Origin of the sequence: Nocardia sp. NPDC059154, assembly GCF_042755705.1 — a bacterium.
In the GTDB taxonomy this organism is placed as follows: Bacteria; Actinomycetota; Actinomycetes; order Mycobacteriales; family Mycobacteriaceae; genus Nocardia.
Map to the genome: position 1 here is coordinate 20829 of NZ_JBHZCS010000080.1, position 22847 is coordinate 43675.

At 67.5% G+C, this 22847-nt stretch carries 24 protein-coding genes and 2 pseudogenes; 8 read left to right on the top strand and 18 right to left on the bottom strand.

Going from position 1 to position 22847, the window contains the following annotated elements; translation table 11 throughout:
* The first annotated feature begins 921 nt into the window (after window positions 1-921).
* A complete protein-coding gene (locus ACFXN1_RS43205; protein WP_379438581.1) occupies window positions 922-1800 on the top strand; it encodes a DUF2510 domain-containing protein in 879 nt (292 codons plus the stop codon).
* 121 nt (window positions 1801-1921) lie between these two features.
* On the opposite strand, the gene ACFXN1_RS43210 is transcribed toward ACFXN1_RS43205, so the two are convergent.
* The 8 genes and pseudogenes from ACFXN1_RS43210 to ACFXN1_RS43245 form a co-directional block, all read right to left on the bottom strand.
* Window positions 1922-2332, bottom strand: a complete 411-nt coding sequence (locus tag ACFXN1_RS43210) for a hypothetical protein (RefSeq protein ID WP_379438579.1) — start codon at window positions 2330-2332, stop codon at window positions 1922-1924.
* Window positions 2333-2505: 173 nt separating this feature from the next.
* Window positions 2506-2715, bottom strand: a pseudogene (locus ACFXN1_RS43215) (DUF2834 domain-containing protein); the annotation flags it as partial.
* Window positions 2716-2874: 159 nt separating this feature from the next.
* Window positions 2875-3288 carry a secondary thiamine-phosphate synthase enzyme YjbQ gene (locus ACFXN1_RS43220; protein ID WP_379438577.1) on the bottom strand — a complete coding sequence of 138 codons (414 nt, stop codon included), beginning with the start codon at window positions 3286-3288 and terminating at the stop codon, window positions 2875-2877.
* Window positions 3289-3423: 135 nt separating this feature from the next.
* Window positions 3424-4335: an NAD-dependent epimerase/dehydratase family protein gene (locus tag ACFXN1_RS43225; RefSeq protein ID WP_379438576.1), complete on the bottom strand. Its 912-nt coding sequence runs from the start codon at window positions 4333-4335 to the stop codon at window positions 3424-3426.
* 309 nt (window positions 4336-4644) lie between these two features.
* Window positions 4645-5451, bottom strand: a complete 807-nt coding sequence (locus ACFXN1_RS43230; RefSeq protein ID WP_379438574.1) for an SDR family NAD(P)-dependent oxidoreductase — start codon at window positions 5449-5451, stop codon at window positions 4645-4647.
* A 2-nt stretch (window positions 5452-5453) separates the two neighbouring features.
* The gene (locus tag ACFXN1_RS43235) at window positions 5454-5660 is read right to left on the bottom strand and encodes a hypothetical protein (protein WP_379438573.1); all 207 of its coding nucleotides are present in this window, start codon (window positions 5658-5660) and stop codon (window positions 5454-5456) included.
* A gap of 48 nt (window positions 5661-5708) precedes the next feature.
* Window positions 5709-6731, bottom strand: coding sequence for an SMP-30/gluconolactonase/LRE family protein (locus ACFXN1_RS43240; RefSeq protein ID WP_379438571.1), 1023 nt, complete (start codon window positions 6729-6731; stop codon window positions 5709-5711).
* A 146-nt stretch (window positions 6732-6877) separates the two neighbouring features.
* Complete coding sequence (locus ACFXN1_RS43245) at window positions 6878-7126, bottom strand: hypothetical protein (protein ID WP_379438570.1); 249 nt, start codon at window positions 7124-7126, stop codon at window positions 6878-6880.
* Here ACFXN1_RS43245 and ACFXN1_RS43250 point away from each other — a divergent pair.
* A complete protein-coding gene (locus tag ACFXN1_RS43250) occupies window positions 7125-7721 on the top strand; it encodes a TetR/AcrR family transcriptional regulator (protein ID WP_379438568.1) in 597 nt (198 codons plus the stop codon). The genes ACFXN1_RS43245 and ACFXN1_RS43250 overlap by 2 nt on opposite strands.
* A gap of 240 nt (window positions 7722-7961) precedes the next feature.
* A complete protein-coding gene (locus tag ACFXN1_RS43255; RefSeq protein ID WP_379438566.1) occupies window positions 7962-8726 on the top strand; it encodes a patatin-like phospholipase family protein in 765 nt (254 codons plus the stop codon).
* 192 nt (window positions 8727-8918) lie between these two features.
* On the opposite strand, the gene ACFXN1_RS43260 is transcribed toward ACFXN1_RS43255, so the two are convergent.
* Together ACFXN1_RS43260 and ACFXN1_RS43265 are read right to left on the bottom strand one after the other, a co-directional pair.
* On the bottom strand, window positions 8919-9641 hold the full coding sequence (locus tag ACFXN1_RS43260; protein WP_379438565.1) for an SDR family oxidoreductase: 723 nt from the start codon (window positions 9639-9641) through the stop codon (window positions 8919-8921).
* A 778-nt stretch (window positions 9642-10419) separates the two neighbouring features.
* Entirely contained in the window at window positions 10420-10929 is a 510-nt protein-coding gene (locus ACFXN1_RS43265) for a hypothetical protein (RefSeq protein ID WP_379397698.1), read from the bottom strand.
* A gap of 389 nt (window positions 10930-11318) precedes the next feature.
* Here ACFXN1_RS43265 and ACFXN1_RS43270 point away from each other — a divergent pair, with 389 nt between their 5' ends.
* Window positions 11319-12299 (top strand): AraC family transcriptional regulator, encoded by a 981-nt coding sequence (locus ACFXN1_RS43270; protein ID WP_379438563.1) that lies wholly within the window; start codon window positions 11319-11321, stop codon window positions 12297-12299.
* Between the two features lie 252 nt (window positions 12300-12551).
* Window positions 12552-12965, top strand: coding sequence for a hypothetical protein (locus ACFXN1_RS43275; protein WP_379438562.1), 414 nt, complete (start codon window positions 12552-12554; stop codon window positions 12963-12965).
* A 91-nt stretch (window positions 12966-13056) separates the two neighbouring features.
* Here ACFXN1_RS43275 and ACFXN1_RS43280 read toward each other — a convergent pair whose 3' ends face one another.
* From ACFXN1_RS43280 to ACFXN1_RS43295, 4 genes are all read right to left on the bottom strand, one after another.
* Complete coding sequence (locus tag ACFXN1_RS43280) at window positions 13057-13689, bottom strand: YcnI family protein (RefSeq protein ID WP_379438560.1); 633 nt, start codon at window positions 13687-13689, stop codon at window positions 13057-13059.
* A 77-nt stretch (window positions 13690-13766) separates the two neighbouring features.
* Window positions 13767-14471 carry a hypothetical protein gene (locus ACFXN1_RS43285; RefSeq protein WP_379397690.1) on the bottom strand — a complete coding sequence of 235 codons (705 nt, stop codon included), beginning with the start codon at window positions 14469-14471 and terminating at the stop codon, window positions 13767-13769.
* Between the two features lie 66 nt (window positions 14472-14537).
* Entirely contained in the window at window positions 14538-14969 is a 432-nt protein-coding gene (locus ACFXN1_RS43290; RefSeq protein ID WP_379438559.1) for a copper resistance protein CopC, read from the bottom strand.
* A 288-nt stretch (window positions 14970-15257) separates the two neighbouring features.
* Window positions 15258-15677, bottom strand: coding sequence for a hypothetical protein (locus ACFXN1_RS43295; protein WP_379438557.1), 420 nt, complete (start codon window positions 15675-15677; stop codon window positions 15258-15260).
* Window positions 15678-16089: 412 nt separating this feature from the next.
* Here ACFXN1_RS43295 and ACFXN1_RS43300 point away from each other — a divergent pair, with 412 nt between their 5' ends.
* Window positions 16090-16746, top strand: coding sequence for a YcnI family protein (locus ACFXN1_RS43300; RefSeq protein ID WP_379438556.1), 657 nt, complete (start codon window positions 16090-16092; stop codon window positions 16744-16746).
* 75 nt (window positions 16747-16821) lie between these two features.
* Here ACFXN1_RS43300 and ACFXN1_RS43305 read toward each other — a convergent pair whose 3' ends face one another.
* The 4 genes and pseudogenes from ACFXN1_RS43305 to ACFXN1_RS43320 all read right to left on the bottom strand — a co-directional run bounded on the left by ACFXN1_RS43305 (window position 16822) and on the right by ACFXN1_RS43320 (window position 21220).
* Complete coding sequence (locus ACFXN1_RS43305) at window positions 16822-16980, bottom strand: hypothetical protein (protein WP_379438554.1); 159 nt, start codon at window positions 16978-16980, stop codon at window positions 16822-16824.
* Between the two features lie 38 nt (window positions 16981-17018).
* Window positions 17019-17806, bottom strand: a pseudogene (locus ACFXN1_RS43310) (MspA family porin).
* A 103-nt stretch (window positions 17807-17909) separates the two neighbouring features.
* Window positions 17910-19556, bottom strand: coding sequence for an AMP-binding protein (locus tag ACFXN1_RS43315; protein ID WP_379438553.1), 1647 nt, complete (start codon window positions 19554-19556; stop codon window positions 17910-17912).
* Window positions 19553-21220 (bottom strand): CoA transferase, encoded by a 1668-nt coding sequence (locus ACFXN1_RS43320; protein ID WP_379438551.1) that lies wholly within the window; start codon window positions 21218-21220, stop codon window positions 19553-19555. The genes ACFXN1_RS43315 and ACFXN1_RS43320 overlap by 4 nt, the downstream gene beginning before the upstream one ends.
* Window positions 21221-21305: 85 nt before the next feature.
* On the opposite strand from ACFXN1_RS43320, the gene ACFXN1_RS43325 reads away from it, so the two are divergent.
* Window positions 21306-22391 (top strand): acyl-CoA dehydrogenase family protein, encoded by a 1086-nt coding sequence (locus ACFXN1_RS43325; RefSeq protein ID WP_379438550.1) that lies wholly within the window; start codon window positions 21306-21308, stop codon window positions 22389-22391.
* A gap of 276 nt (window positions 22392-22667) precedes the next feature.
* Window positions 22668-22847: ATP-binding cassette domain-containing protein (locus ACFXN1_RS43330; protein ID WP_379463915.1), on the top strand; the 180-nt coding region annotated here is incomplete at its 3' end.

The window sequence follows — 22847 nt, forward strand, 5'->3', positions numbered from 1 at the left end:
GGTGGGTGCGGGGGGGGGGGGAAGGGTTGGGTGGTGGGGGGTGGGGGCGGGTCGGGGGGGGTGTTTGGTGTTGGGGGGGTTCGCGGCGCCTTTCCCCCCCCGGGACAGGGCGGCCTCGACGAAGTTGCGGCCCAGGCCGCGGGAGGAGCCTGTAACAAACCAGACCTTGCTCATGTTGATTTCCGTTCTCCTGCAGGAGCAATCACAGCGGTGCGGGCGTTCGCACCGCTGATGTTCCGTGCTGCGCACCGAACGAACACAAGACACCGACGGCCCGGCCCCTGTAACAGAACAGCGATGTGACCCGGAACACCGCCGTGCCTACACCTTCGTTTCGCATGCCCCGATTCGGGCGCTACCACATCTGAAATAGATGTCAGTCACTCGCGATACGCTGCGCCAGTTAGTCGTAGAACGAGAAATCGGCGAAGCCCGAAGCCTGGGCGTGCAGGTCTGCAGCATCGGCGGCGGGCATGGTGAGCGTGTAGGTCGAACCGACGCTACTGCAGCGCCATGGGCAGTGCTGGGAACGGAAAAGCCGTACCCGACCTGGCCTCCCGCAGTCGAATTCGGACCGTCGACTCACCGCCTGGTCGACTGGCTGTGGTCCGGTCCGACGATCCAGCTGCACCAACTGCCGACGCAGCAACCTACCCGCACACGCCCCGCAGTCGCCGGCCATGGTTCGCGTAGTGCACTACTCAAGACAGCCGACATCGACGACCGCATAGTCATTCTCGAAGCCGGCTCGTTGGAGAGGGGAGGTCGCAAGGCCCGTATCCCCCACCTCGGCCGACCAGCACAACATCGGCTACTTCGTCGTAGCTGAGGTCGAGAGGGCCGAAGCGCCCGCAGGGGCCGCCAACCGTCGCCGCCTCGACCTCAGCCGCGATCCGCATGATGAGAAGGGGGGAGAAATAGATGACTCAGGCCAGTAAGGACGGCTTGAACGAACATTCGCTGTATGGCCTCGGTGCCAGCATCGCCTGCGCCATAGCGATCGGCTACCTGGCGGCCGCGGCCCACCTTCCCGCCGCGGTACAGGGAACGCTCGTGTCCACCGGATTGGCTGTACCAGCGGCAATTCATTACCAAGTCCACACCCGGCGTAGGAGTCCGGCGGCGGACATTGCCGACATACGACAGCAGGGATGGCCGCAACGACCGGTTGGCCTCGTGGTGGCGCTCTTTGTAGCGGCGTTGTTTCTCATGGATTCGATCGGTGGCGTGCTCATGAGTGCGGGTGGGATCGACAACGACCCGGGGGCCGCGATCGTGATTATGGCCATCGTCATCGTCCTCGTCGGGATCGGTATGGCATTCGTTTCCGCCCGCGCTTCGCATTATCTGAGGGACCATCCGTACCTTTGGACGATGGCCGCTGTCGGCCTGGCACTGGCGCTTCGGATATTGATCTTGGCGGCGGCGTGGCACGCGCTCACAGCGGATATGGGCGACAATGCCCCACCCTTCTCGTCCGAGATACTTCCTTTGTTCCTCGGCTACGCCGTCATTCTGTCCTTCTGCCTCGCCGGCGCCTTCTATGGCAGGCGCCGTCACGATCAGTTCGTAGCGGCGAGGCTGGCCAAGCTGGAGAAGGCCGGCTTGCATCCGCTGCAGGGACAGCAGGCATTCACCCGGCCGTATCCCTGGGCAACCGGACCTACGCAGGCCCTCCCACCTCCGGCCACTCCCCCTGCGGGCTGGTACGCCGACCCCGAGGGATTGCAGAACATCGACCGCTGGTGGGACGGCGCGCAGTGGACAGATCATCGAAGGAACCGGCCACCACGTCGGTAGGCAGCAGAAAGACAGCGAACGGCCTGACAGCCGCCCTCACCGCGTGGCATTGCTTTGGCATGAACCCGCAGCTCAGCGACACCATCCAACCATCGGCCACCTTAAAATCCGCCACATGCTTTTACCGGGGAAGCGGTTGGGTCTCGGGTTTGCCGTTGCCGGAGTCGAGGGTCATCTGGGTGAAGATGCCATTGACCGGGGTCGTCAGCTCGACTGTCACCGGCATCGACTCTTTTTGTCCTTCAGCGCAACTCGGTGTACAAGTGTTGCGGTGTTCGGTACCGGTGCCGCGGGCGGAGCTGTCGGTCCAGCTGCTCCAGGTGATATCGGAGACGGAATGGTTGCCGTCGGCGCAGGTGATGATGATGGCCGACGGGCGGGTCTGTGGTTGCGAGTGGCAGTCCTTCACCTCGGCAGGATTCGCCGGTGTGGGGGTGACGCTCGACGGAGCGGAATTGCTGTTGCTGTTCGACGAGCATCCGGCCATCAGGGCCGCGGTGGCCACCACCGCGGCAATGCCGAGCACGCGCATTGGGTCCTCCTCGATCGTCGAGAGCATTCGGGCGAGTGGCGTCAGCGCAATTTAGCTCGGTGTTCGCCAGATGGTGCGGAACGTCGCCGTGTCCCGCCCGGATTCGCCGATCAATGGCGTCGCGATTCACCGATGCAGCAATCCAGTACGGGCGGCGATAGTCGATCTCTCGCCTACGCCCGCGCGGTGGCCGCCGACACTCGGCGGTGGCGGTCGGCGGTGATGAGGTAGAGGACGAATCCGAAAGCGGCGCTGGTGAACAGGCTGTTGACGAAGAAGAGCCAGGGTTTGGGCAGGCCCTTTCGGATTCCGCCGGTGATCGACATGAGGGGCAGGATCAGGACGTTGAGGATGGTGTAGTCCTGGCCCGCAGAGTCGGCGGCTGAGAGCTCGTCGGTATCGGCGTGCGTATCGAACGGACAGCGCGAACTAGATTCCGGTGATCGGTGGTCTCCTGAGCAGCCTGTCGGCTCAGAAGTAGCACCACACTGAGCGCCCGCGACAGCTCCATGCGTGGCCTTACGGCCGAATGATGCTTCGTTTCAGCCGGCCAGGAAGGACAATCGCACGTGGCGCACCGGGTTGTCGACATTGAGATCCACGATAGCGACCGATTGCCAAGTCCCCAGCGCCATTTCGCCGCGCAACACCGGAATGCTGGCATAGGGCGCAATCAGCGCGGGCATGACGTGCGAGCGTCCATGTCCGCGTGAGCCGTGTGCGTGCCGCCAGCGATCGTCGGCGGGCAGCAGGTCGTGCAGAGCGGCGAGCAAGTCATCGTCACTGCCTGCGCCGAGTTCGATCAATGCGATGCCCGCGGTCGCGTGCGGCACGAATACGTGAAGTAACCCGTCGGATTCCGTCGCCGTCTCACGCAGAAAAGCTGCACACTGCGATGTGAGGTCGTGGACAACCTCGCGACGGCCCGTCTCGACCTCGATCAGTCTGCTCTCCATGGGCATCATCGTCCTCCAGCTGTACCGTCTCATGAGATTGGCGTCCCCGACTCCGGGTGAAGACATAGCCCTCTCCACCCGAATCGACTGAAGGTCGTCGTCACAGCCGGGCTTTTTCCACTTACCAGCGGATTTTCAGGATTCTTCCAGAAGCGCCAGCGATTCATCATGAACGATGTCATCGATATCAGAATGCGTTGGCTTCCAGCCGATTTCAGCCATTGCCTTGGTCGGGTCGTTGATCAACACCGCAGGTTCCGCTGCCGCCGAACGATGCTGGAGCGCAACAGGTCGGCCGGTTATCCGTTCCACCGCGGCCACCACGTCGAGCACACTCGTACCCTGTCCGCTGCCGATGTTGTAGCGGGTAGCGGTGCCAATGGGCGGGAGGTGCTCGATACATGCCACGAAGGCCCGGGCCGCATCCATGACGTGCAGGTAGTCACGGACGGCAGTGCCATCACCGTTGACGATCAACGCCGAATGCTCGGATGCAGCAGTCAATACGCGCGGTATCAGCCGACTCGAATCCCCGTCCGCACCGCCGGCGATATTCGACAGTCGAACAATTACTGCCGCCAGCTCCCCGCTACCGGCGACGGCCTCGATAGCCAGCTCAGCCGCAAGCTTGCTGCCTGCGTATGGATGAGGCGGCGCATCACCGAGATCCTCGGTCATCGGCTGCACATCCGGCGTGCCATAGATGGCCCCGGTCGAAGCAAAAACGATCCTGCGGACCCCCGCGTCGACCATGGCTTCGAGCACCGAGAGCGTTCCGGCGGTATTCACGCGGAAATAGCGCAATGGTTCGTCAACCGATTCGCGTGCTCGCGTCAACCCGGCGAGGTGACAGATCGCGTCTACGCCGTCTACCGCATTGCGGACCGCCTTGTCGTCGAGCAAGTCAGCCACTCGAACATCGGCTGCGCCCGGAATCGCCCGCCCCTGAGCACGAACCATCGCGACAGGCTCGTGCCCGGCAGAGTGAAGGGCTTCGACGACAGCACGACCTAGGTAACCGTTCGCTCCGGTGACAAGTACGCGCACACGGCCATCATGTCATCACGAAAGCAGCAGGTCGCGATGCTTCCAGGTGAGCGCGATGCAGGCCGCTGCCGCCGCGGCCAGAGGCTCGCGATTCAGCGTTCGCCGTATGCTGGTCGGCGTCACCGGATTCCAACCATCTCGTTCCGCAGTCTTCCGGACCAACTCCCCGGCCGGCCGGGTGCGATCATCCGTATGAGTAGCGCGGCCATCAGGACCTGGCAGGTGTCGGGCTCGAACACCTCGACATCGAAGTGGTGGCTCGGCCGAAGGCAGCGGGCACGGCGGCGGTAATGACGATCGTTCCCTTGCTCATCGAGTGGTCCGGTTCCCTTCCTGAGAGCCTTCGGCGCCGGCCGCGGTGCGGCGTCCCATGGTGGCGAGTTGCCGGTCGTAGAGCGGGCGCAGCAGCCGCTTCGTCCAAAACGCCTGCCGCCCGGCCCGATCGGTCAGGATGACGAATCGGCGGGCATCGATTCCGGCGATCGCCGCGGCAGCGATGCGGTCTGCGTCCGGACCGGCGTTGTCGATCAGCTTCCGGGCGACCGCGGCCACGAGCGGATCACTGTCGGGCAGCGACGATGCGAGGTTGGTGCGGAAGAACGAGGGGCAGACGACGGAGACATCGATTCCGTGCGGAGTGAGCTCGTATCGCAGGCTCTCGCTGAGAGCGACGACCGCCGCTTTCCCTGCGGTATAGGAGGCCATGGCGGGCGGATGCACGAGCCCCGCCAGCGACGCGATATTGACCAAGTGTCCCGTGCCCGCGGCCTTGAACATCGGCGCGAAGGTCCGGCAGCCACGGACGACACCCAGGACATTGATGTTCATGACCCGAGCCCATTCCTCCTGCGGCACGAATTCGATGCGCCCGCCTGTAGCCACCCCGGCGTTGTTGACGAGCACGTCGAGGCCACCCATGCTGTCCTGCACGGTCTTTCGCGCTTGCAGCCAGTCGTCCTCCGAGGTGACGTCGAGTCGCAGATAGGTGGCGCCGTCCGGGACCGGGCCACGCTCCGCCAGATCGGTGACCAGCACTTGGTCGCCACGAGCGGCGAACCGCCGGGCCAGCGCCGCTCCGAGACCCGACGCGCCGCCGGTGATCAGAATCCGTGCCATGCTCATCGTTCCCCGGAGTACTCGGCCGGCTCGAGGCGGCCGGTCACATCGAGATGGACCTCGTCGGGCCCGTCGGTGAGCCGGACGGCGCGTGCGGTGGACCACGCGGCGTCCAGCGGGGAATCATCGGGAACCAGCACCGTGGTGTGGTGCTGATGCTTGTCGCGCTCGATGAGGTCGGCCGCGCGGGGGCCGGGTGCGAAGTCCATATCTCCTGCTTTCGGTAATAGAGACGGCGACCAGGTGATTGCGCCGCGTCAGGACGGAACGTAGGTGACCGCGAGCGCCGATTCGTGCAGGCTGCCAAGAATCAAAGTGCCCTGCTGTTCTGCCACGCCGGTGACCATGGCGTAGTCGGCCCCGTCGCGCTGCAGGTCATGGACGAGCGATCCGGCGAGATCGACGGCGATCACCCAGGTGGTGTGCACCGGAGCCGGTTTCCAGCGATCCGGTAACTGCCACAACAGCTTTCGCAATACACCCGGGTACGGGAGCAGCGCGTCGAGCAACGGGTTGCGGGGTGAGGCGAGCGTGACCCAGATAAGTCCGTCGCTGCCCAGCGCGATGTTGTCCGGAAAACCGGGCAGGTTGTCGACCAGGGTTTCCCTGGCGCCCGCCCGCGGGCCGCGCAGCCAGTAGCGATTGAGGCGGTATGCGGCCGTTTCCGCCACGATCAGCGATTCTCGATCGGGTGTGAAAGCCACACCGTTCGCGAACTGCAGACCGTCGAGCAGAACGTCCACCCTGCCGTCCGGGGTCCGGCGCAGCAACCTGCCGGTGCCCGAATGCTCGAGCAGATCACCCATCCATTCGGCTTCGGTCCAGCGACGCGACGATGCGGTGAAATAGATCGTCCCGTCGTCGGGGTCCTGCACGACATTGCTCGCAAATTTCAACGACTCACCGTCGACAGCGTCGACCAGCACCTCGAGCGTTTGCCCGAGCCCGCCCCAGCGCAACAGTCCGCGGTAGGCGTCACAGACGAGCAGTGAACCGTCCGGCCCGGCGTGCAATCCCAATGGGCGACCGCCGGTATCGGCCACCTGATCGACCACACCCGAGGTGATGTCGACGCGAAGTATCGCGCCGTCGGCGGTGCCGGTGTAGACCAAGCCGTCGGCACCGATAACGACATCCTCGGGTCCCTCACCTGGAAGGTCGATTCGACGCAGCGCGGGCATCGGCGGCGAACTCAGCTGCTGCTTCGCCCGCTGTGGTGCGGTCGGGGCGGACCAGCGAACCGGCTCCATCCGGCGACCCGAATGAAGAACGTTGTCCATGGTGTCTCCAGCTCCTGCAATGTGCACATGCAATTCTGGAGGTGCGGTATCACACGATGAATAGGCGCCCGACCCGTCTACGATGTGCACACGCACATCCGCCCTGCTATCGCACGCCCCGGACGCTCTGCCGCAACCCGGACTGTTCACGGCACACCGGTGTACTCGATCGGATCGCCTCGGGGAGAAGGCTCGCCCGTTTCGCGGCGGGCTTGGCCACCGTGTTCCGAAATGCGATGGCCGCCACAGGGATTCTCGTCCCCTTGATACTGCCGTTGTCTTTCACCGTCCGCGGCGATCTGGGCCGCGCGGGAAAGCCTGCGCCGCAGAGATTTCTGAGCAGCAGCCGAGGCCGCCTTGTCAACCATTACCGACATGAGTAATTTCTTACTCATGTCGGTAACGAATGCGGCAAGACGTGCGCAGATAGTTGCGGCGGCGATCGACACGCTCGCCGAATTCGGTTACACCGGGACATCGTTCGCCAAGATCGCGACGCGCGCGGGAATCAGCAGTACGCGGCTGATTTCCTACCACTTCGACGGCAAGAACGATCTGATGCTCGCGGTAGTCGACCACATCGTCCTCGCGGCCGAGCAGTATATGAGCCCGCGAATCGAGGCCGCGGGCGCCGGTCGATGGCCACAGCTGTCGGCCTACATCACAGCCAACCTCAACTATCACCGAGACCGGCCCGAACACATGCGGGCCTTGATCGAGATCTTCAACAACGTTCGCACCACGGCCGGGGATCCACTGCAGATCCCGCAGCATCAGGCCTCCGCACTGGAACGGCTGGAGGTGGAGCTTCGCGCGGGCCAGGCTGCGGGCGAGTTCACAGCTTTCGACCCACTCGTCATGGCGGTCACTCTCAGGGCCGCCATCGACGCGGCCGGAATCCGTTACGCCACAGGCGCCTTGACCTCTCCCGATGCGTACGCAGCCGAGCTGGTCGACCTGTTCCGGCGTGCCATCGTGGCGGCCACCTGACCTTCCAGGCGCTGGATTCCCCGGCATGGGAATCCGCCCGGGGCCGCGCCGCACTGGTCCCCGCCACCGGTATGCCGCCCTTCACACTGCAGGCTTTCTGACACGGAAGCGAAAATGGCGATGCCACAGCACAATTCGCTCGCGACATCGCCCCGGCCGGGCACCGCAGGGTGAATTCGCGCCCGGTCGCCTTGGTTACTGGAGTGAGTAAATATTTACTCGATGGGGTAATCTTGGGCAATGGAGAGCACCGGCAGCAACACCATGACGGCACAGCCCCCCACCAAATGCACTACCGCCCTTGTCCTCGGCGGTGGTGGAGCCATCGGCTTGGTGTGGATGGCAGGGGTCGTAATCGGACTCGCCAAAGCAGGAATCGACCTGGCGCGCGCCGACCGGATCGTCGGCACCTCTGCCGGTTCGATCACCGGATGCGTAATCGCGGGGGGCCTCGACCCGATGCGCCTGGTAACTCCGCCCGCCCCGACCGACGAACATCTCGAACCACAGCCCGATCCGAACAGCCCGGCGATGCGCATCGCCCAGATGGGCAGCCTCATCGGCCTGACCGCATGGCCCGACAAAGAGCTGCTCATCACCGCGATCGACGTTGTCACCAATCAACGGCAGGTCTGGACAGCGAGCGGACCAGCCTCTCCTGCCGAAGCCGTCGCATCCAGCACCGCGACACCGGGGATATGTGCGCCCGTCCCCATCGACGGCGCCTCCTATGTCGACGGCGGTATGCATTCGACCGTCAACGCCGACCTGGCTGCGGGCGCGCAGCAGATCCTCATCATCGAACCGCTCGCACACCTGTATCCGCACGCTCCGGCCGACAGCGAATTGGGCGGCGCCACAACACTGTTCATCGTGCCCGAAACCGCTGCCGTGATCGGCCCGGACCTGTTCGACCCGGCCGGCTTCGAACCCGCGTTCCAGACCGGTTTACGACAGGCCGCCGACCACGCGGCTGCCGTGAGGCAGATGTGGCCGACCGTATGAACTCAGCGCACCGGCCGAACAGCGCGTGGCCCGAGGCGTTCGATCAGCGACGCCGACGTCCCCGAACAACGACGATGTCGGTGGCAATCTGCGGTTCACGGCGCGTCCGCGTGGTTGTGGATGCTGTTCGAACCACCCGGGGCGCACGAGTATTCGGTAATTCCCACGGCCACAGCATGACCGGGCGGACTGTTATTCCGGGACGGTGAAGGCTTCGGTGATGCCGCCGTCGAGTGGGAGTGCGGCGGCGGTGAGGAAGCCGGAATCGTCGCTTGCCAGAAAGGCTATCGCGCCGGCTGCCTCGTCGAGGGTGCCGAATCGGCCCATCGGCCAGTGCACCAGGCGTTTGTCCAGGGCTCCTGGATTGCGGTCGAAGACCGCGCGCTGTGCCGGTGTCTCGATCGGACCGAACAGCACGGCGTTCACGCGGATGCCGCTGCGCGCGAGATGAACACCGAGGTCCCTGGTCAACTGGACGACGGCGGCCTTCGCGGCCGTGTAGGCCATCGGGGCGGTCGCCGACCCCAGCGCGGACAGGAACGATGCGGCGTTGATGACCGAGCCGCCGACCGGCTCGGTGTTCCGTAGGTACGGGATGCCGTGTTTGCAGGACAGGAAGATGCTGGTCAGATTGGCATCCTGGACTCGCCGCCAGGTCTCCAGGCTGGTGTCCAGCGCCGAGTGGTCACCGGCATCCATCAGTCCCATGTTGTTGTAGATGACGTCGAGTCGGCCGTGCTCACGTACGACCTCCTCGTACATCGCCTCAACCTGAGGCTCATCGGCAAGGTCGGCCCGCATCGACCTATCGCCGACCGAATGCTCGACCTTGTCGACGCCGACAACCACCGCACCCTCACGGGCAAACCTCTCGGCGACAGCCTGACCGATCACGCTGGCGGCACCGTTGATCACACAAACCTTGCCAGCAAGCACCGGCTCCTCCGATCACGCCCACTCACGCCGACACCCGTCGATCGCGGGGATCGGCGACGAATCCAGATCGAACTACGTTCTGCCGCACCGTAACACCCGCGGGTCACCGATCAGATCGACGACCCGCCCACCAGTGGACGAAACAGCCACGCTCACACCGTGACGGCGGTGAGCCGGTGACAGTGTGGGCCGATGGTGGTGCAGGCACAGCTGTTGGCAACGGCTACCGACATTGGCAGCCTCGTAGCGGGCTGCGGGAACGCAATGAGCCGCCTTCCCCGGCCCGCCCGCTGCGGCCGATCGCCACCGAACCACCCACCTGCAGGGGACCAGCGGCCGGCCGCAGCGGGACTATCGGTGAACGCAAACGCCCATCACGCCGCGAGGTCATTGTCGACCAGGTGTTCGGCGACGATGAAAGCCGTTCTGTGGCAGTGGTTCCGGCTCACCGCGCTGCCCGCGGGCGGCCCCTGCCATTCCGATGCCAGCGGCGGCCGTCCGGCGCGGCAGGGCGTGGCAGTCAGAGCCGAAGGTCCGGCGTGGACAGCCGCCGACCGGCGTTCCCGGATTCGCCCTTGCGCCAGGTGGGTGGCCCTAGCCTGGATGCTTGTGCCCGTCGGCGCCGGGAATGCCCATCGCAGTGAGTGTTTCGGCTGTGGCGCCATGAATCGCGCCGGGCGTCGGTGGGATCGCGCGGCACGGCCCGGCCGCCACCGCACCGTTGTGCCGGTCGGGCTACATCCGGCGGGCGGTCGCGTCAGAGGTGGCGGAAGATCCAGCGGGCGCGTGGCTCGTCGCCGATGGTCCCGAGCAACGCGACGGGTGTGGTGGAGGTGGTGTCGCCGTAGAGGGTTCGGCTCGGGTCGGAGGCGAGGCTGACGCGACGGTTGCCGTTGGTCTCGCTCACGTACCACAGGCCGGTCTCGGCGACGCCGCACACGTTCTGGCCGACGGAGTAGGTCAGCGAGTCGAGCCGAACGGGTTGCAGGCACAGCCTGGTCGAGGAGTTGAGGAGCTGGAACACCGGCCCGGCGGGTCGGTACCCGATCAGGACCGGCTGCCACCGGTTGGTGTCCGCGCCCTCGTCCGCACTCGTTCGCACATCGGCGATGTCGGCCGCGGTGACGACGGGCCGCAGTGTGTAGGCGGGCTGGGCCTCGAGGAAGATCCGGTACCCGCCCGACCGGAGCGGTTCGGCGGCGGCGGGCGCGGCCGCGGCGGCGAACAGGACGTGGGCCACGATCACGAGGACTGCGCGGGCGGACATGACGCTGGGGTCCTTTCACGGAAGGAGGGTCGGAATGGCGAATCATGCTGTGCACAGCGCGAATTCACCGAAGGTGGCGTGCCCGGTCGGAAGCACGGGCACGCCACTCCATGTATTCGAGGCCGGACCCGCTTCGGAGCGCCCGATATGCGCCGAGCAGGCGGAGCGTCCGGAATTGGCACCGAGAGCCGGTGGGACGGCACCGTGAGCCGACGATCCCTCGTTTGCCTGTCGGTTTTCGGTGCGATGGGAGGAATATCCGGGATTCAGTACGTGCCGACAATTAGCCATTCACGTGTTTAAGCTTCCGGCTCACGGGTGCCCGACGGCGCGCACCTCAATCGTGGCGGGGCGCGGAATTGCGCACAGAGCGGGGTGGGAGCTGACTGATGAGCGTGGTGTTCGACACGGCGACCCTGCCGCCGAGCGATCGCCTCCCCGCCCTCGTAGCGACGCTCGAGCAAACAACACTTCGGGCGGATCGGAAACTCGAACTCGAGCCGGGGCAGGATGCGGTGTCGGCGCGGATGGAGACGTGGCAGATCGGGCCTGCGACCCTGATGCGGGCGAATATGCCGGGCATGTCGACCACCCGCAACGCCGCGCACGTGCGGGCCTCCCCGACGTCCACGCTCGCGGTGTCAGTGCTGCCGTTGCGCACCGGTCGCCGCGAACACGAGCACCGCCGATACGTGGCTCGTCCGGGGGCGTGCGAGGTGTTCGACTACTCACGGCCACTCCGGTTCGATTGGTCCGGACAGGATTCCCCGATCGGGATGCTCCTCGACGCCGACTGCCTCGACCTACCCGGCGACACCATCGCCGCCGCGACCGGACACCTGCACACCAGTCCCCTGCACTCACTCCTCACCACGCAACTGGCCTCCATGCTCGACCGTGCCGATGACCTCACCGGCGATCCCGCCGCCGAGCAGCTCGGCAATGCGTGCATCGAACTGATTCGCGCAGTGCTGATCTCGGCCGCCGAGCACGGCCCCTGCGACGGCACCGCGGTCCCCGCCCACCTGCTGATGCGTCAGATTCTGGACTTCACCCGCCGCCGCGCCACCGACCCCGACCTGCACATGCCGACCATCGCAGCCGCACACCACATTTCGGTGCGACGCCTCTACCGCTTGTGCGCCGAGGCCGGGATCAGCCTCGAACAACGCCTCATCGCCGCCCGCCTCGACCACGCCCGCCGCCTGCTCTCCGCCCCCGCCGCACATCAACGCTCCATCGCCGCCATCGCCCACGCCAGCGGATTCCGCGACCCCACCCACTTCATCCGCCGCTTCCGCCAACGCTACGGCCAGACCCCCAACCAATGGCGCGCCGAACACAGAGTCCCCCGGGCTGTCGATTCCTGAAGTCGGGTGTCGCCGGCGAGACTGACCGGCGGGGCCGCGGTGTCGGTCGGGCGACCAGTTATTTCCGGTGAATGTCTCAAAAGTTCGTCACGGTTGGTTTGCTATCCGCTATCCTCACTCCCGAGGCACCGCTGGAATCCGAAAAATAGTGCAGGCCAACGGTATTGAAATCGGGATGCGGGTCGGCGGGTCGGCTGGTTGCCGCGTCGTCGGTGCTTCGTGTGGTAGCCGTCCGGACAGCAAGGAAACACCGTGCACGCACGCTCCCTCGTCACCGCACTCGGCGCGTTCGCCGTCACCACCGTGCTGGCCACCGGCACCGCGGACGCGACCGCCACGCTCACTGTCGATACCGCCCGAGAAACCAATGGCAATGCCGTGATCGGCGTTACCTACCAGTGCACCTCCGGTCTCGGCGCGGAACTGTCGGTGACGGTCCGAGCCACGCCCTACCTCGGCTCAGGAGTCAACGGCAGCTCCCTCGCCCCGGTCAACTGCATCGGCCAGCCCCAGCAGACGATCGTCACGGTGAATCCCGTTCAACTGTTCGGCGAGTCGCCCAAATTCCAATCCGGATCCATCACCGACGTGACGGTCACCGTACTCGACCTGACCCTGAATTCGCCTGTCACCACCACGAAGCGCCGCTTCGACCACCTCGGCTGACGAACCTCGGGCGGGAATTTCACCGTTGTCTGAGGTCGTGCCCGTGTTCGGTGATGGACACGGGCACGACTGGTGCCATGCGGGCGGGTTCTCAGGCGCGGCGGCGGGTCGCGAAGGCGGCGGCGCCGAGTGCTCCTGCGGCCAGGGCGATTCCGATGCCGCCGAGCCAGCGGGCGGTGGTGTCGTGGTCGACGGTCGCCGCGGTGGTCGGCTTGTGGTCGGAGCCCTTCGGCGCGAGATCCAGTGTGGGGACCGGGCGTTCGGGTTCGGTGCCGTCCGGGTTATCGGTCTGATCCCATTTCACGACCTCGCCGTCGGAGTAGGTCTGGGTGGCCGGGAAGGTGAGGTGGTCCTGGTCGGGCAGGTCGTCGGCGAGGACCTGGAACTGCTGGAACTGGCCGGGTGCGATGCCCGCGCCGGGATCGGCGGTCCAGGTGACGGCGGTGACCTTGCCGCCGGCGTCCTTGGTGATGACCGACTTCCACCCCGGAATCGGCTGGGCGTCGACCGACAGCAGGGACGGGAACTGAACGGTCAGTGCGGTGGTCTGGCTATTGGTGCCGGACTCGTTGGGGACGCGGAAGGTGAGGACCGCATCACCGGACTGGACGGCGTCGGGGGCGGACACGGTGACGTGCGCGGAGGCGACGCCCGCGCCGGTGAGCAGGGCGGCGGCGCTGATCGCGGCCGTGATGGCGGTCCGGGAAACGGAGGAGAGGGCCAAGGCGGGAAATCCGTTCGGAGGTAGCCGAATTCGCCGTGCCCGGGTGTCCCGCCGACGCGGGACACCCGGGACGCGGATCAATTGTGGCTGTTGGTGAGGGTGTTGTACATCTGGATCAGGCTGACCACGGTCACCGGCGCGCCGATGGCGATGGTGCCGATGGCGGTGCCGAGGCCCGCGCCGACGCCGGCGCCCGCGATGCAGCCGCCGGGCGCGCCGACCAGGAACGCCGGCGGCATCAGCTCGGTGCCGACGATCGCACCGGCGATGCAGCCACCGACGAGCCCGATGGCCGCGCCGAGCATGCCACCGATCGCGGTGGCCAGGCCGATCTGAGTGCCTGCCACGCCGAGGGCGTCGTTGAAGTCGTCCTGGGAGAAGATCGGCTTCAGGGCGACCTCGGCGGCGGGGGTGGCCTGCGCGGGGTCGGCGCTCGGGGTGAGGGTGATGGTCTTGCCGTCCGCGTCGACCTGCGCGGCGATCGGCCAGTCCTTCTTGTCCAGCTGGTAGGTCAGCGGCATACCGAAGGCCAGCTTGCCGTCGGCGTCGAGGATCTCGAACTGGGTGCCGCGCACGTTGATCCGGCCGGCGTCGGTGCGCAGCACGACGGAGTGGTCCACCACATTGGCGGTGTAGTGGATGCCGGGGGCGACGTCGGTGCTGACCGTGCTGCCCGGCCGTTCCTGGGTCGCGGGGGCGTCGGCGGCGGCGGTGCCGGTGGTGATGGCGAGCGCGGCGACGGCGAGCGCGGCGGTGGCGGTGAACTTGTTCAGGGTCTTCATCAGGGGAGGTCCTTCCTCGCGAACTCCGGTCCGCGAGACGAAAAGCTGTGGGGAGGAGGGGAACTACTACTGCTGCGGTGCGGTGCCGTCACCGGGCTGGGCCAGCGTGAACGTGCGCTGCCCCTCGATGCGGTGGCCGTCCTTGGAGGTCACGGTGAAGTGGGTGGTGTACACCCCGGCCGGGCCCAGCGGGGCCAGATCGACGCTGAGCGTGCGACCGTCGACGTGCACATCGCCGACCGACCAGGTGTTGCCGTCCGGACCGCTCACCGCCAATTCCGGATCGTCCACCTTCTCGTTGAAGGTGACGCTCACCTGCGGCGGACCCGCCTGCAGCACCGCGCCGTCGGCCGGCTCGGCGTGCGTGATGTGCGAGTGCGCGTCGGCCACTCCGGTGCCCAGCACCGTCGCGCCGATCAGCGCCGCGGCCAGCACCGTGAACGCGGGCCGCAGCCGGGGCAGCCCGCGACCGGGCCACGTGAATTTCTTGCTCGACAAAGCATTTCCCTTCCACACGCCGACCGAAACGGTCGACGGCAGCACGAATCCGTCGTGCGCGCAGCACGAATTGCCAATGGTCGATAAAGCGATCGACACCGCGCGATTTCGATATCAGTGCACAGAAGTCAATTACATACGGCCGCGGGGGAATTTCTCACCGCGCGATTTACGCAGCCGTGAGCCGGACCGAAAAATGGGCGCACCGATATCCTTCCGGCGCGGACTACGTATCCGCGACGGGCACAAGGGCAGCCTCGGACGCACGCGTACCCGGGCCTACCCGGATCAGAGCGCGGTCGCGAGGGCGGAAGAGGTCGGCGGGCCACGCCGGGAGATAGCGCCGAGCAGCAGCGCACCGGGCGGCCGGACGTGCGCGTCGGGTGTGCGGACCAGCCGATCATCGCCCGGCGCAAGCGATTCGAAGTAGGCGAGCAGCGACCAGACGGCGCGCGACATCGCGGCGTAGACACGCTCCACCGCGGCGATCAGCAATGCGGCGAGCACGGTTGCCACGGCATGCGCGGCCAGCATCGTCCATCCGGCGACGCCGGACCCTTCGACGGTGGCGTGGGAATGATCCGCGACGGTCGCCATCATCAGCGCATTGTGCGCGAGGAACTGCCCTGCTCCGAGCGCCGCGACGAGCCGGACCCGCCCGCGCCCGGCGGGAGATCCGACCGCGGCGCCGACGGCACCGCTGACCACCAGAAGCAGTGTCAGTGCCGCCGAATGCGGCAGGGCACCCTCGAAGCCATGGGCCGCTATAGCCAATAGGCCACACAGAATTCCGGCCAGGCTGCCACGTATTCGATCACGCGACGGAGCGCCGGCACACGCGAGCACAACCATCGTCGACAACCTTCACAGACAAGCCAGAGCGGAATGGATTCGCGAAGACTATAACCGCTCCCCCGGAATTCCCGAAATCCCTTCCGCGCCTCGAAATCAACTCGATCACAAGACCAATTCGCTTCTGAACGGAAGAGATTCGGCGGCCGGCCCAACTGGTTCGACACGGGCGGCGGGTTAATAGATATCCGCTCTGAATAGGTGACATAGGCTACGGAGAGCACAAGGTTGTCTCCGATCCCGTTCAGACGAAGGAGTGACCGTTTCGATGAAGAACTCATGGATGTATCGAGCCGGGTTCACCGGTGTCGCCGCGGCCGCGGCGGTCGTGATCGCGGCCGCACCCGCGGGTGCCCACGTCAGCGTCTCCGGGCCCGATGCCGCCCGCGGCGGTTCGGCCGTATTGACGTTCCGGGTGCCGAACGAGTCGGCCACCGGCAGTCCGACCACCGCACTGACCGTGCAATTCCCGGCGTTGACGGAGGTGAACACCCAGACGATGCCGGGCTGGCGCGCGGAGGTCTCGCGCGACGCCGATCGCAAGGTCACCGGCGTCACCTGGACCGCGGACGCGGGCGGCGGCATCGGCCCCGGACAGTTCGGGGCCTTTGCCGTGCTGGCCGATGGCCTGCCCGACACCGATTCGATCACGATGCCCGCCACCCAGACCTATGCCGATGGGCAGGTCGTGAAGTGGGACCAGACCTCGTCGGGCGGCTCCGAGCCCGAGAATCCGGCTCCGGTACTGCAATTGGCTCCGAAGCAGTCCGGGACGGCCGGTCACGGTGATATCAAGACCGCGATGCCGCAGTCCCAGTCGGAGAAGGACACGACGGCCCGCTGGCTCGGCAGCATCGGCGTCGTGCTGGGCGCGCTGGGCCTGCTCGGCGCCCTCGGCCTCGGATTCGCCCGCCGCAAGTCCTGAGGCGTTACCCGACCCTGCACCGCGGCCGACCGGTACCGCCCACCCTGGCAGGGCCCCGTCGCCCGCGCGTCTTTCTCAATGACCGTGGCTGTGACGTGCCGTCGTCGTCGGAGCCGGCGGCCCGGAGTGACCGGGAGCAGCCCACGCGCCGACCGCCCGGGCCGTTCCGAACACGATCGCGAGCATGAGCAGGAATCCGGCGATCCTGGGTATGACGCCGAACTGTTTACTCATCGCCGATTCCTCTCTGGCAGTCACCCGAGTCCGCTCGATCACCCGAGGCTGAAGGGCTGTCCCCAGAGCGTGACCCAGGTCTTGACGTTATCGGTTTCCACTTCGACGTTCACGAACGAGCGCGCCTGGGCGTAGCCGCCGCAGCCCGACAGGCCGATGGTCTCGTCGGACCAGCTGACGCTGCCGTTCGGACCGTGGAATTCATTGCGCCAGCGGTGGGTCTCGCGGCCGAAGCCGTCGGGCTGTTCCAGATCCAGCAGGTGGAAGGCCTGCGCCTGCCCCGGGCCGAGGCTGAGGTTGCCGCCGCCGTTGACACCCGCCTGCGGAGTGACATTGCCCTGGTTGTCCCAGCCGGCCCCGACACTCGGGCCGCCGTTCACGCCGCCACCGTCGATGGCGACCTGGCAGCCGACGACATAACCGGGGTCGATGCGGCCGCCCTTGGCGGTGGTTCCGGACAGCTGCACCGAGACGGCGCCGGATGCCCACGCATTGCGGTGCACCGGTGTCGCCCGGCCTGGTTCACCGGACCGTTGTTGGGGCCGACAGTGCCGTCCGGCGTATCGGTGACATCGGCGGTCGCGATGCCGGAAACCCAGACCACCCGGCCCGCGCCATTGGCCGCCAGAGACGGTGAGACCACGGCGTGTTCGCCGGTGCGGGTGACCGTGACGCCCGGCGCGGCCTTCTGCCCGTCCGGCAGGGGCACGAAGGTGTCGGCGTTGGCCGCGCCGGTGGAGAGCAGGCCGATGGCCACGGCCGCCGCTGCCCCGGTGCCCGCGACACGGGCGCCGCGACGCACGGCGGAATTCTGGATTTCCCTCACGAATGGTCCTTCATCAACTGTGACTTGCGTTTTCCGGACAGTTAGTCGGATGCGACCGCCCCTGGTTCCCGGCCGTCACGTGAGGTGGATCACCGAATTGATTTCAGGCAGAAGGGTTTTCGTGCGAATCCGCCAATCGCCGCAGGGCGCGCCGATCGACCTTCCCCGCCGGGCCCAGTGGTAGCGCGGGCAGTGCGAGCAGGCGCTCGGGGAACTTGCGCGGTTCCAGACCGCGCCCGGCGAGATGCTCGGTGAGATCGCGCAGGGTGAGCGTGGCGGTGGCAGCGACGCAGGCGCACAACCGTTCTCCGTAGAGCGGATCCGGCACCGCCACACACGCCACATCGGTGATGGCCGGATGAGTGAGGAGTAGCGATTCCACCTCGGCCGGGCTGATATTGAGCCCGCCCCGGATGACGACGTCCTTGCTGCGGCCCACGATCGTCAGGTATCCCTCCGGATCGAGGACGCCGAGGTCGCCGGTCCGGGTCCAGCCGTCGGGGGTGCGCAGCGTGCGATCCAGCTCGGCATCGTCGATGTAGCACATCGGCGACATCGGCCCGCGGGAGACGATCTCCCCTACCGATCCTGGTGGCAGGGTGTTGAATTCCCGGTCCACGACCCGGATTTCGGCGACGGCCGGATGGGGACGGCCAGCGGTGGTGGCGCGTTCGGGCGGATCGTCGAGGGCGGTGTGGCAGGAAACGCCGTCGGCGGATCCGTAGAGGTTGATCACCGGGCAGCCCAGCACCTCGCGACCACGCACGGCGGTCGGCGTGTCGAGGGCGGAGCCGCCGACCACCACCGCCCGCAAGCTCGACAGGTCCGCGGTGGCGATGCCCGGATGATCCAGCAGCATCCGCAACATGGTGGGAACGCCGAGCAGATGTGTGGGAGCGGCCCTTTCGATCATGGCGAGCGTCGCGGCGGGCTCGAACCTGGGCTGCAACACCAGCGTCGCCCCCAGGGTGGCCAGGGTGACCGATGTGCCGCTGGAACCGAACGCCGACGCGAGCGGGACCAGGAACATATTGCGCATGGCAGCCGGATCCTCGTGCAGCGCGGCCAGCATGGCCCCGCGCCCGCCCGCCAGCGCATTGTGCGAGTAGAGCACCATTTTCGGTTCGGCCTCCGAACCGGAGGTGACCAGAATCCGGGCCGGGCCGTCGGGATCCACGGTCCGGGCACGGAATTCGCACGCGTCGGTGGCGAGCAGGGCATGCACGGGCACGCAGCCGCGCGCGACGTGCCGCCCGACGGCGACGACCGCGCGGAGTGCGGGCAGTTCGGCTGCCATTTCGCGGATGCGTGCGGCGCACGGGAAGCCATTGCGTTCGGCCAGGGTGATGACGGCGACGGCTTCGGAGCGTCGCAGCAGGCTCGCCGCTTCCCGGCCGCCGCGTCCCACCGGGAACGGCAGCGCGACCGCCCCCAGCGCCGCGATGGCCAGGTCCGCGGCACAGGCCAGGCGGCCATTCGGAAGCTGTACGGCGACAACGTCTTCGGCGGTCACGCCGAGCCCGGACAGTCCGGCCGCCAGTCGCCGGGCCTGTTCATCGAGTTCGGCGTAGGTGACGGTGCCGTCGGCGTCGATCACTGCGGGCTTGTCCGGATGCTGTGCGCGCCGCGCGGCGTAGAGCGTGTAGATGTCACGGCCGGGGTAATACCCGGCTCGCGCCCAGGAATTCCGGAGCTCGGCGGGCACCAGGTCCGAATACCAGGGCGCGACGGTCCTTTCGGTGCCGCTCACGAGATTCTCCACGGGGCGCTCAGGGCGGGGGAGCCGAATTCGTCGCGGCCGATCACCGCGGCGAAGCGCGCATCGGTGAGGAGGTCACCGAGATCGGTGGCGACCGCCACAGTGCCGGTCGTCCAGCCGTCCCCGTTGGGAATCGGCCGCCGATCCGCCGTCTGCGGGCGGACACCGCAGCGGCGCAGCGTATTCGAGGCGCTCAACAGGCTGCTCTCGACCGCGGCACCGGTGCGGTCGCGCTGCCGCAGCAGCAGTCCGGCGACGGTGGCCTCCGCTCCGAGGATGCCGCCGAGCACATCGAGCAGGGTCATCAGCGAGGGCGCGGGCGGTGCGCACGGCGGGCCGACCAGTTCCGCGAGGCCGGTGCGGACCTGGACCATGAAGTCGGTGCCGGGCGGCAGATCGCCGAGGTCGAGACCGGACCAGCCGGAGGTGTAGACGTGAACCACGCCGGGTGGCATGTCGGTGGCCGAGAGCTCCAGCACCTCGGCCTTGCCGGGAGCCCAATTGTGCAGGAAGACATCGGATTCGGCGGCCATAGCCCGCAGAAGCTTCCGGTCGGCGGTGGATTTGATGTCGAATTCGGCCGCCCGCTTGCGTCGGTTGAGGGCCAGCCAGCGCGACGACAGATCGCCGCTGCACGGCGGCATCTCGCGCAGCGGGTCACCGCCCGGCGGTTCGATGCGGGTCACGTCGGCTCCGAGCAGGCGCAGCAGGTGCGCGGCCAGCGGCGCTTGCACCCGGCGGCCCGCCTCCAGGACGACGAGGCCGCTCAGCGGAGTTTCGAGGGTGCCATGACATCGATCCGGCTGGGCGAGCGGCGAATTCGGGACCGGCAGCACCGTCCACGGCGCGGGCAGCGACTGCGGGGAGGGCGTACCGGATTCCGCCGCGCTGTACAGGCGGCACACCTGGACCCCGGCGTGCGCGGCGGCGACCCGGATCTGGTCGAAGGTGTGCGCGCGGGTGGTGTCGTGCAGGTTCTCGGCGAGCGGCGCGGTCGCGGTGGCGTAGCGGAATTGGAAGGGGCGCCAGCCCTTTCGCCAGGCCCTGGCTTCCGCGCCCAGCTCGGTCCAGAACGCACCCCACGGCTCAGGTTGCAGTGACTCGATTTCGAATCGGACACCGTCGGCGCTGGTGAACGGCGGGCCGCCCGGGGCCAGGTCCACGGCTTCGGGATCGTCGGCGCCGGCCGCGGCGAGGTACTGGGAGATCGACAGCAGGGCGGCCTCGGCGACGCTGGTCTCGACCCGGGCGAAGCCGCCGGGCGCGGCCAGCAGGCTGGCCAGCAACGCGGTGCCGGCGAGGGCTCCGGCGGCGGTCTCGCAATAGTCGACCGAGAGTCCCCGGGGGCGACCGGCCCGGCGGCCGTTCACGTGCATGACCCCGCAGATCGCCTGCACGGCAGTCTCATTCGTGAGCGCCGGTTCGCTGATCGGGCCCGCCCAATCCACGGTCAATTCGCGCCGGGTGCCATCCGGGAGGGCCAGGTGCGCCGTCGCCGCCACGCCGCGGGGCAAATCGCCGACGGTGACGACCGCACCGAGCGCGTCGAGGTGGATGCGCAGCACCTCGGCCGCCGCGCCGGACCCGCTGACGGTCGCGGTCGCGCCTGCGAGCAAGGGGGCGACCGCCGGGATGGTTGCGTGTGTATGCGACATTGCGCGCCTTCCGCCGGATTCGGGTGTGCAGTCAACGAGTCGGCCGGAAGAGCGCTTGAGTTCCGATAAATGGTTCGATCGGGGCATGTCGCCCGAATCACCCTTCGCATCCACCCCGTCCGCGCCCCTCGCGAGCCGGGTCGGGGAATTCGTTGACTCCCAGGTCATTCCGCTCGAGGACGCGCTCGACGCCGATGACGCTGCAGCCTGGGCCACACTGCGCGAGCAAGCCATCGTCGCCGGACTCTGGGCACTGCCCCTGCCGCGGGAACACGGCGGCGGAGGCGTCCCGCTGGCGGATTACTTCGCGCTCGCGGAGCTGGAGGGCCGCAGCGATCACGGGCCCGAGGCGCTCGGCTCCTCGGCCCTGCTCTCTGTCCGCATGCTGGGCACACACGCGCATCCGGAGTTGCGCGCGAGCGTGCTCCCGGAGCTGGTGACCGGCACCGCCAAGGCGGCGTATGCCATGACCGAGCCCGGGGTGGCCGGATCCGATCCGAGCGGCCTGCGCACCACCGCCGTCCGCGACGGGTCCGGTGAATGGATCGTGACCGGCCGCAAATGGTTCATCACGGCCGCCGCCCGTGCCGACTGGGTACTCGTCGTCGCCCGCACCGGCGTGGATCTGCCCACCCGGCAAGCGTTCTCGATCTTGGCGGTACCGACCACCGCCGCGGGATTCCGGGTGATCCGCGAGGTCGACGTGCTCGGTGCGGGCGGCCAGCACGAGATCGAATTCGACCGGGTCCGCGTGCCCGGCACGCACCTGCTGGGCACGGTCGGCGCGGGGATGACGCTGGCGGCCGAACGGCTCGCGCTCGGGCGCACCCTGCGCGCGCTGCGCTGGATCGGGCAGGCCCAGCGCGCCGTGGAACAACTCGCCCGCCGCGCGAGCGAACGCCGACTCGGCGACGGCGTGCTCGCCGATCGCCAACTGATCCAGCAGCTGGTGTTCGAGTCCGAACTACAGCTCCGCTCGGCACGGCTGCTCGCCGCCGCCATCCAGGTCTACGGCGCCGAGGGCCTCACCGCCGCAACGGGTCTCCCCCGCCTGTTGCGCACCGCGCGCGCCGCCCGCATCCTCGACGGCCCCGACGAATTCCACATCACCGCCACCGCCCGCCGCCTCCTGCGCGACTACTCCGGCCAGGGTCGACCGCCCGCCAACTGACGCCCCACCCGCCACGGCGATCGTCGGCCCGTGACAGTCGTCCGCTGGCACCAGAGCCGCTGAAACTGCGACAAAATCGCTTCTGTCCCAGCCGATTCAGTCGGAGTCCATCGCAGCCCGTTGTGCCGAGCCGGGGGTGGATCGTGGCCCGAACCACCTCGGCCCGGCCGGGTATGTCCGCGAGAGGCGGGCAGCGGCGAACGGCGACCTCGAAATCCCGGGAACCGAATCGATTCGCAGCACGACTTGTGGATCGACGACGAGCGGGAGCTGAGGGTGCGAGCGGGATCGAGGGTGGAGCTGACCGGGGTGTGCTGTGCGCACGACCGGCGGCCGGTCGTGCGAGAGGTCGATCTGGTGGTCGAGCCGGGTGAGCGGGTCGCGCTCACCGGTACCAACGGGTCCGGGAAGACGACGCTGCTGCGCGCGCTGCTGGGGCTGCACCCAGCGTCGTCG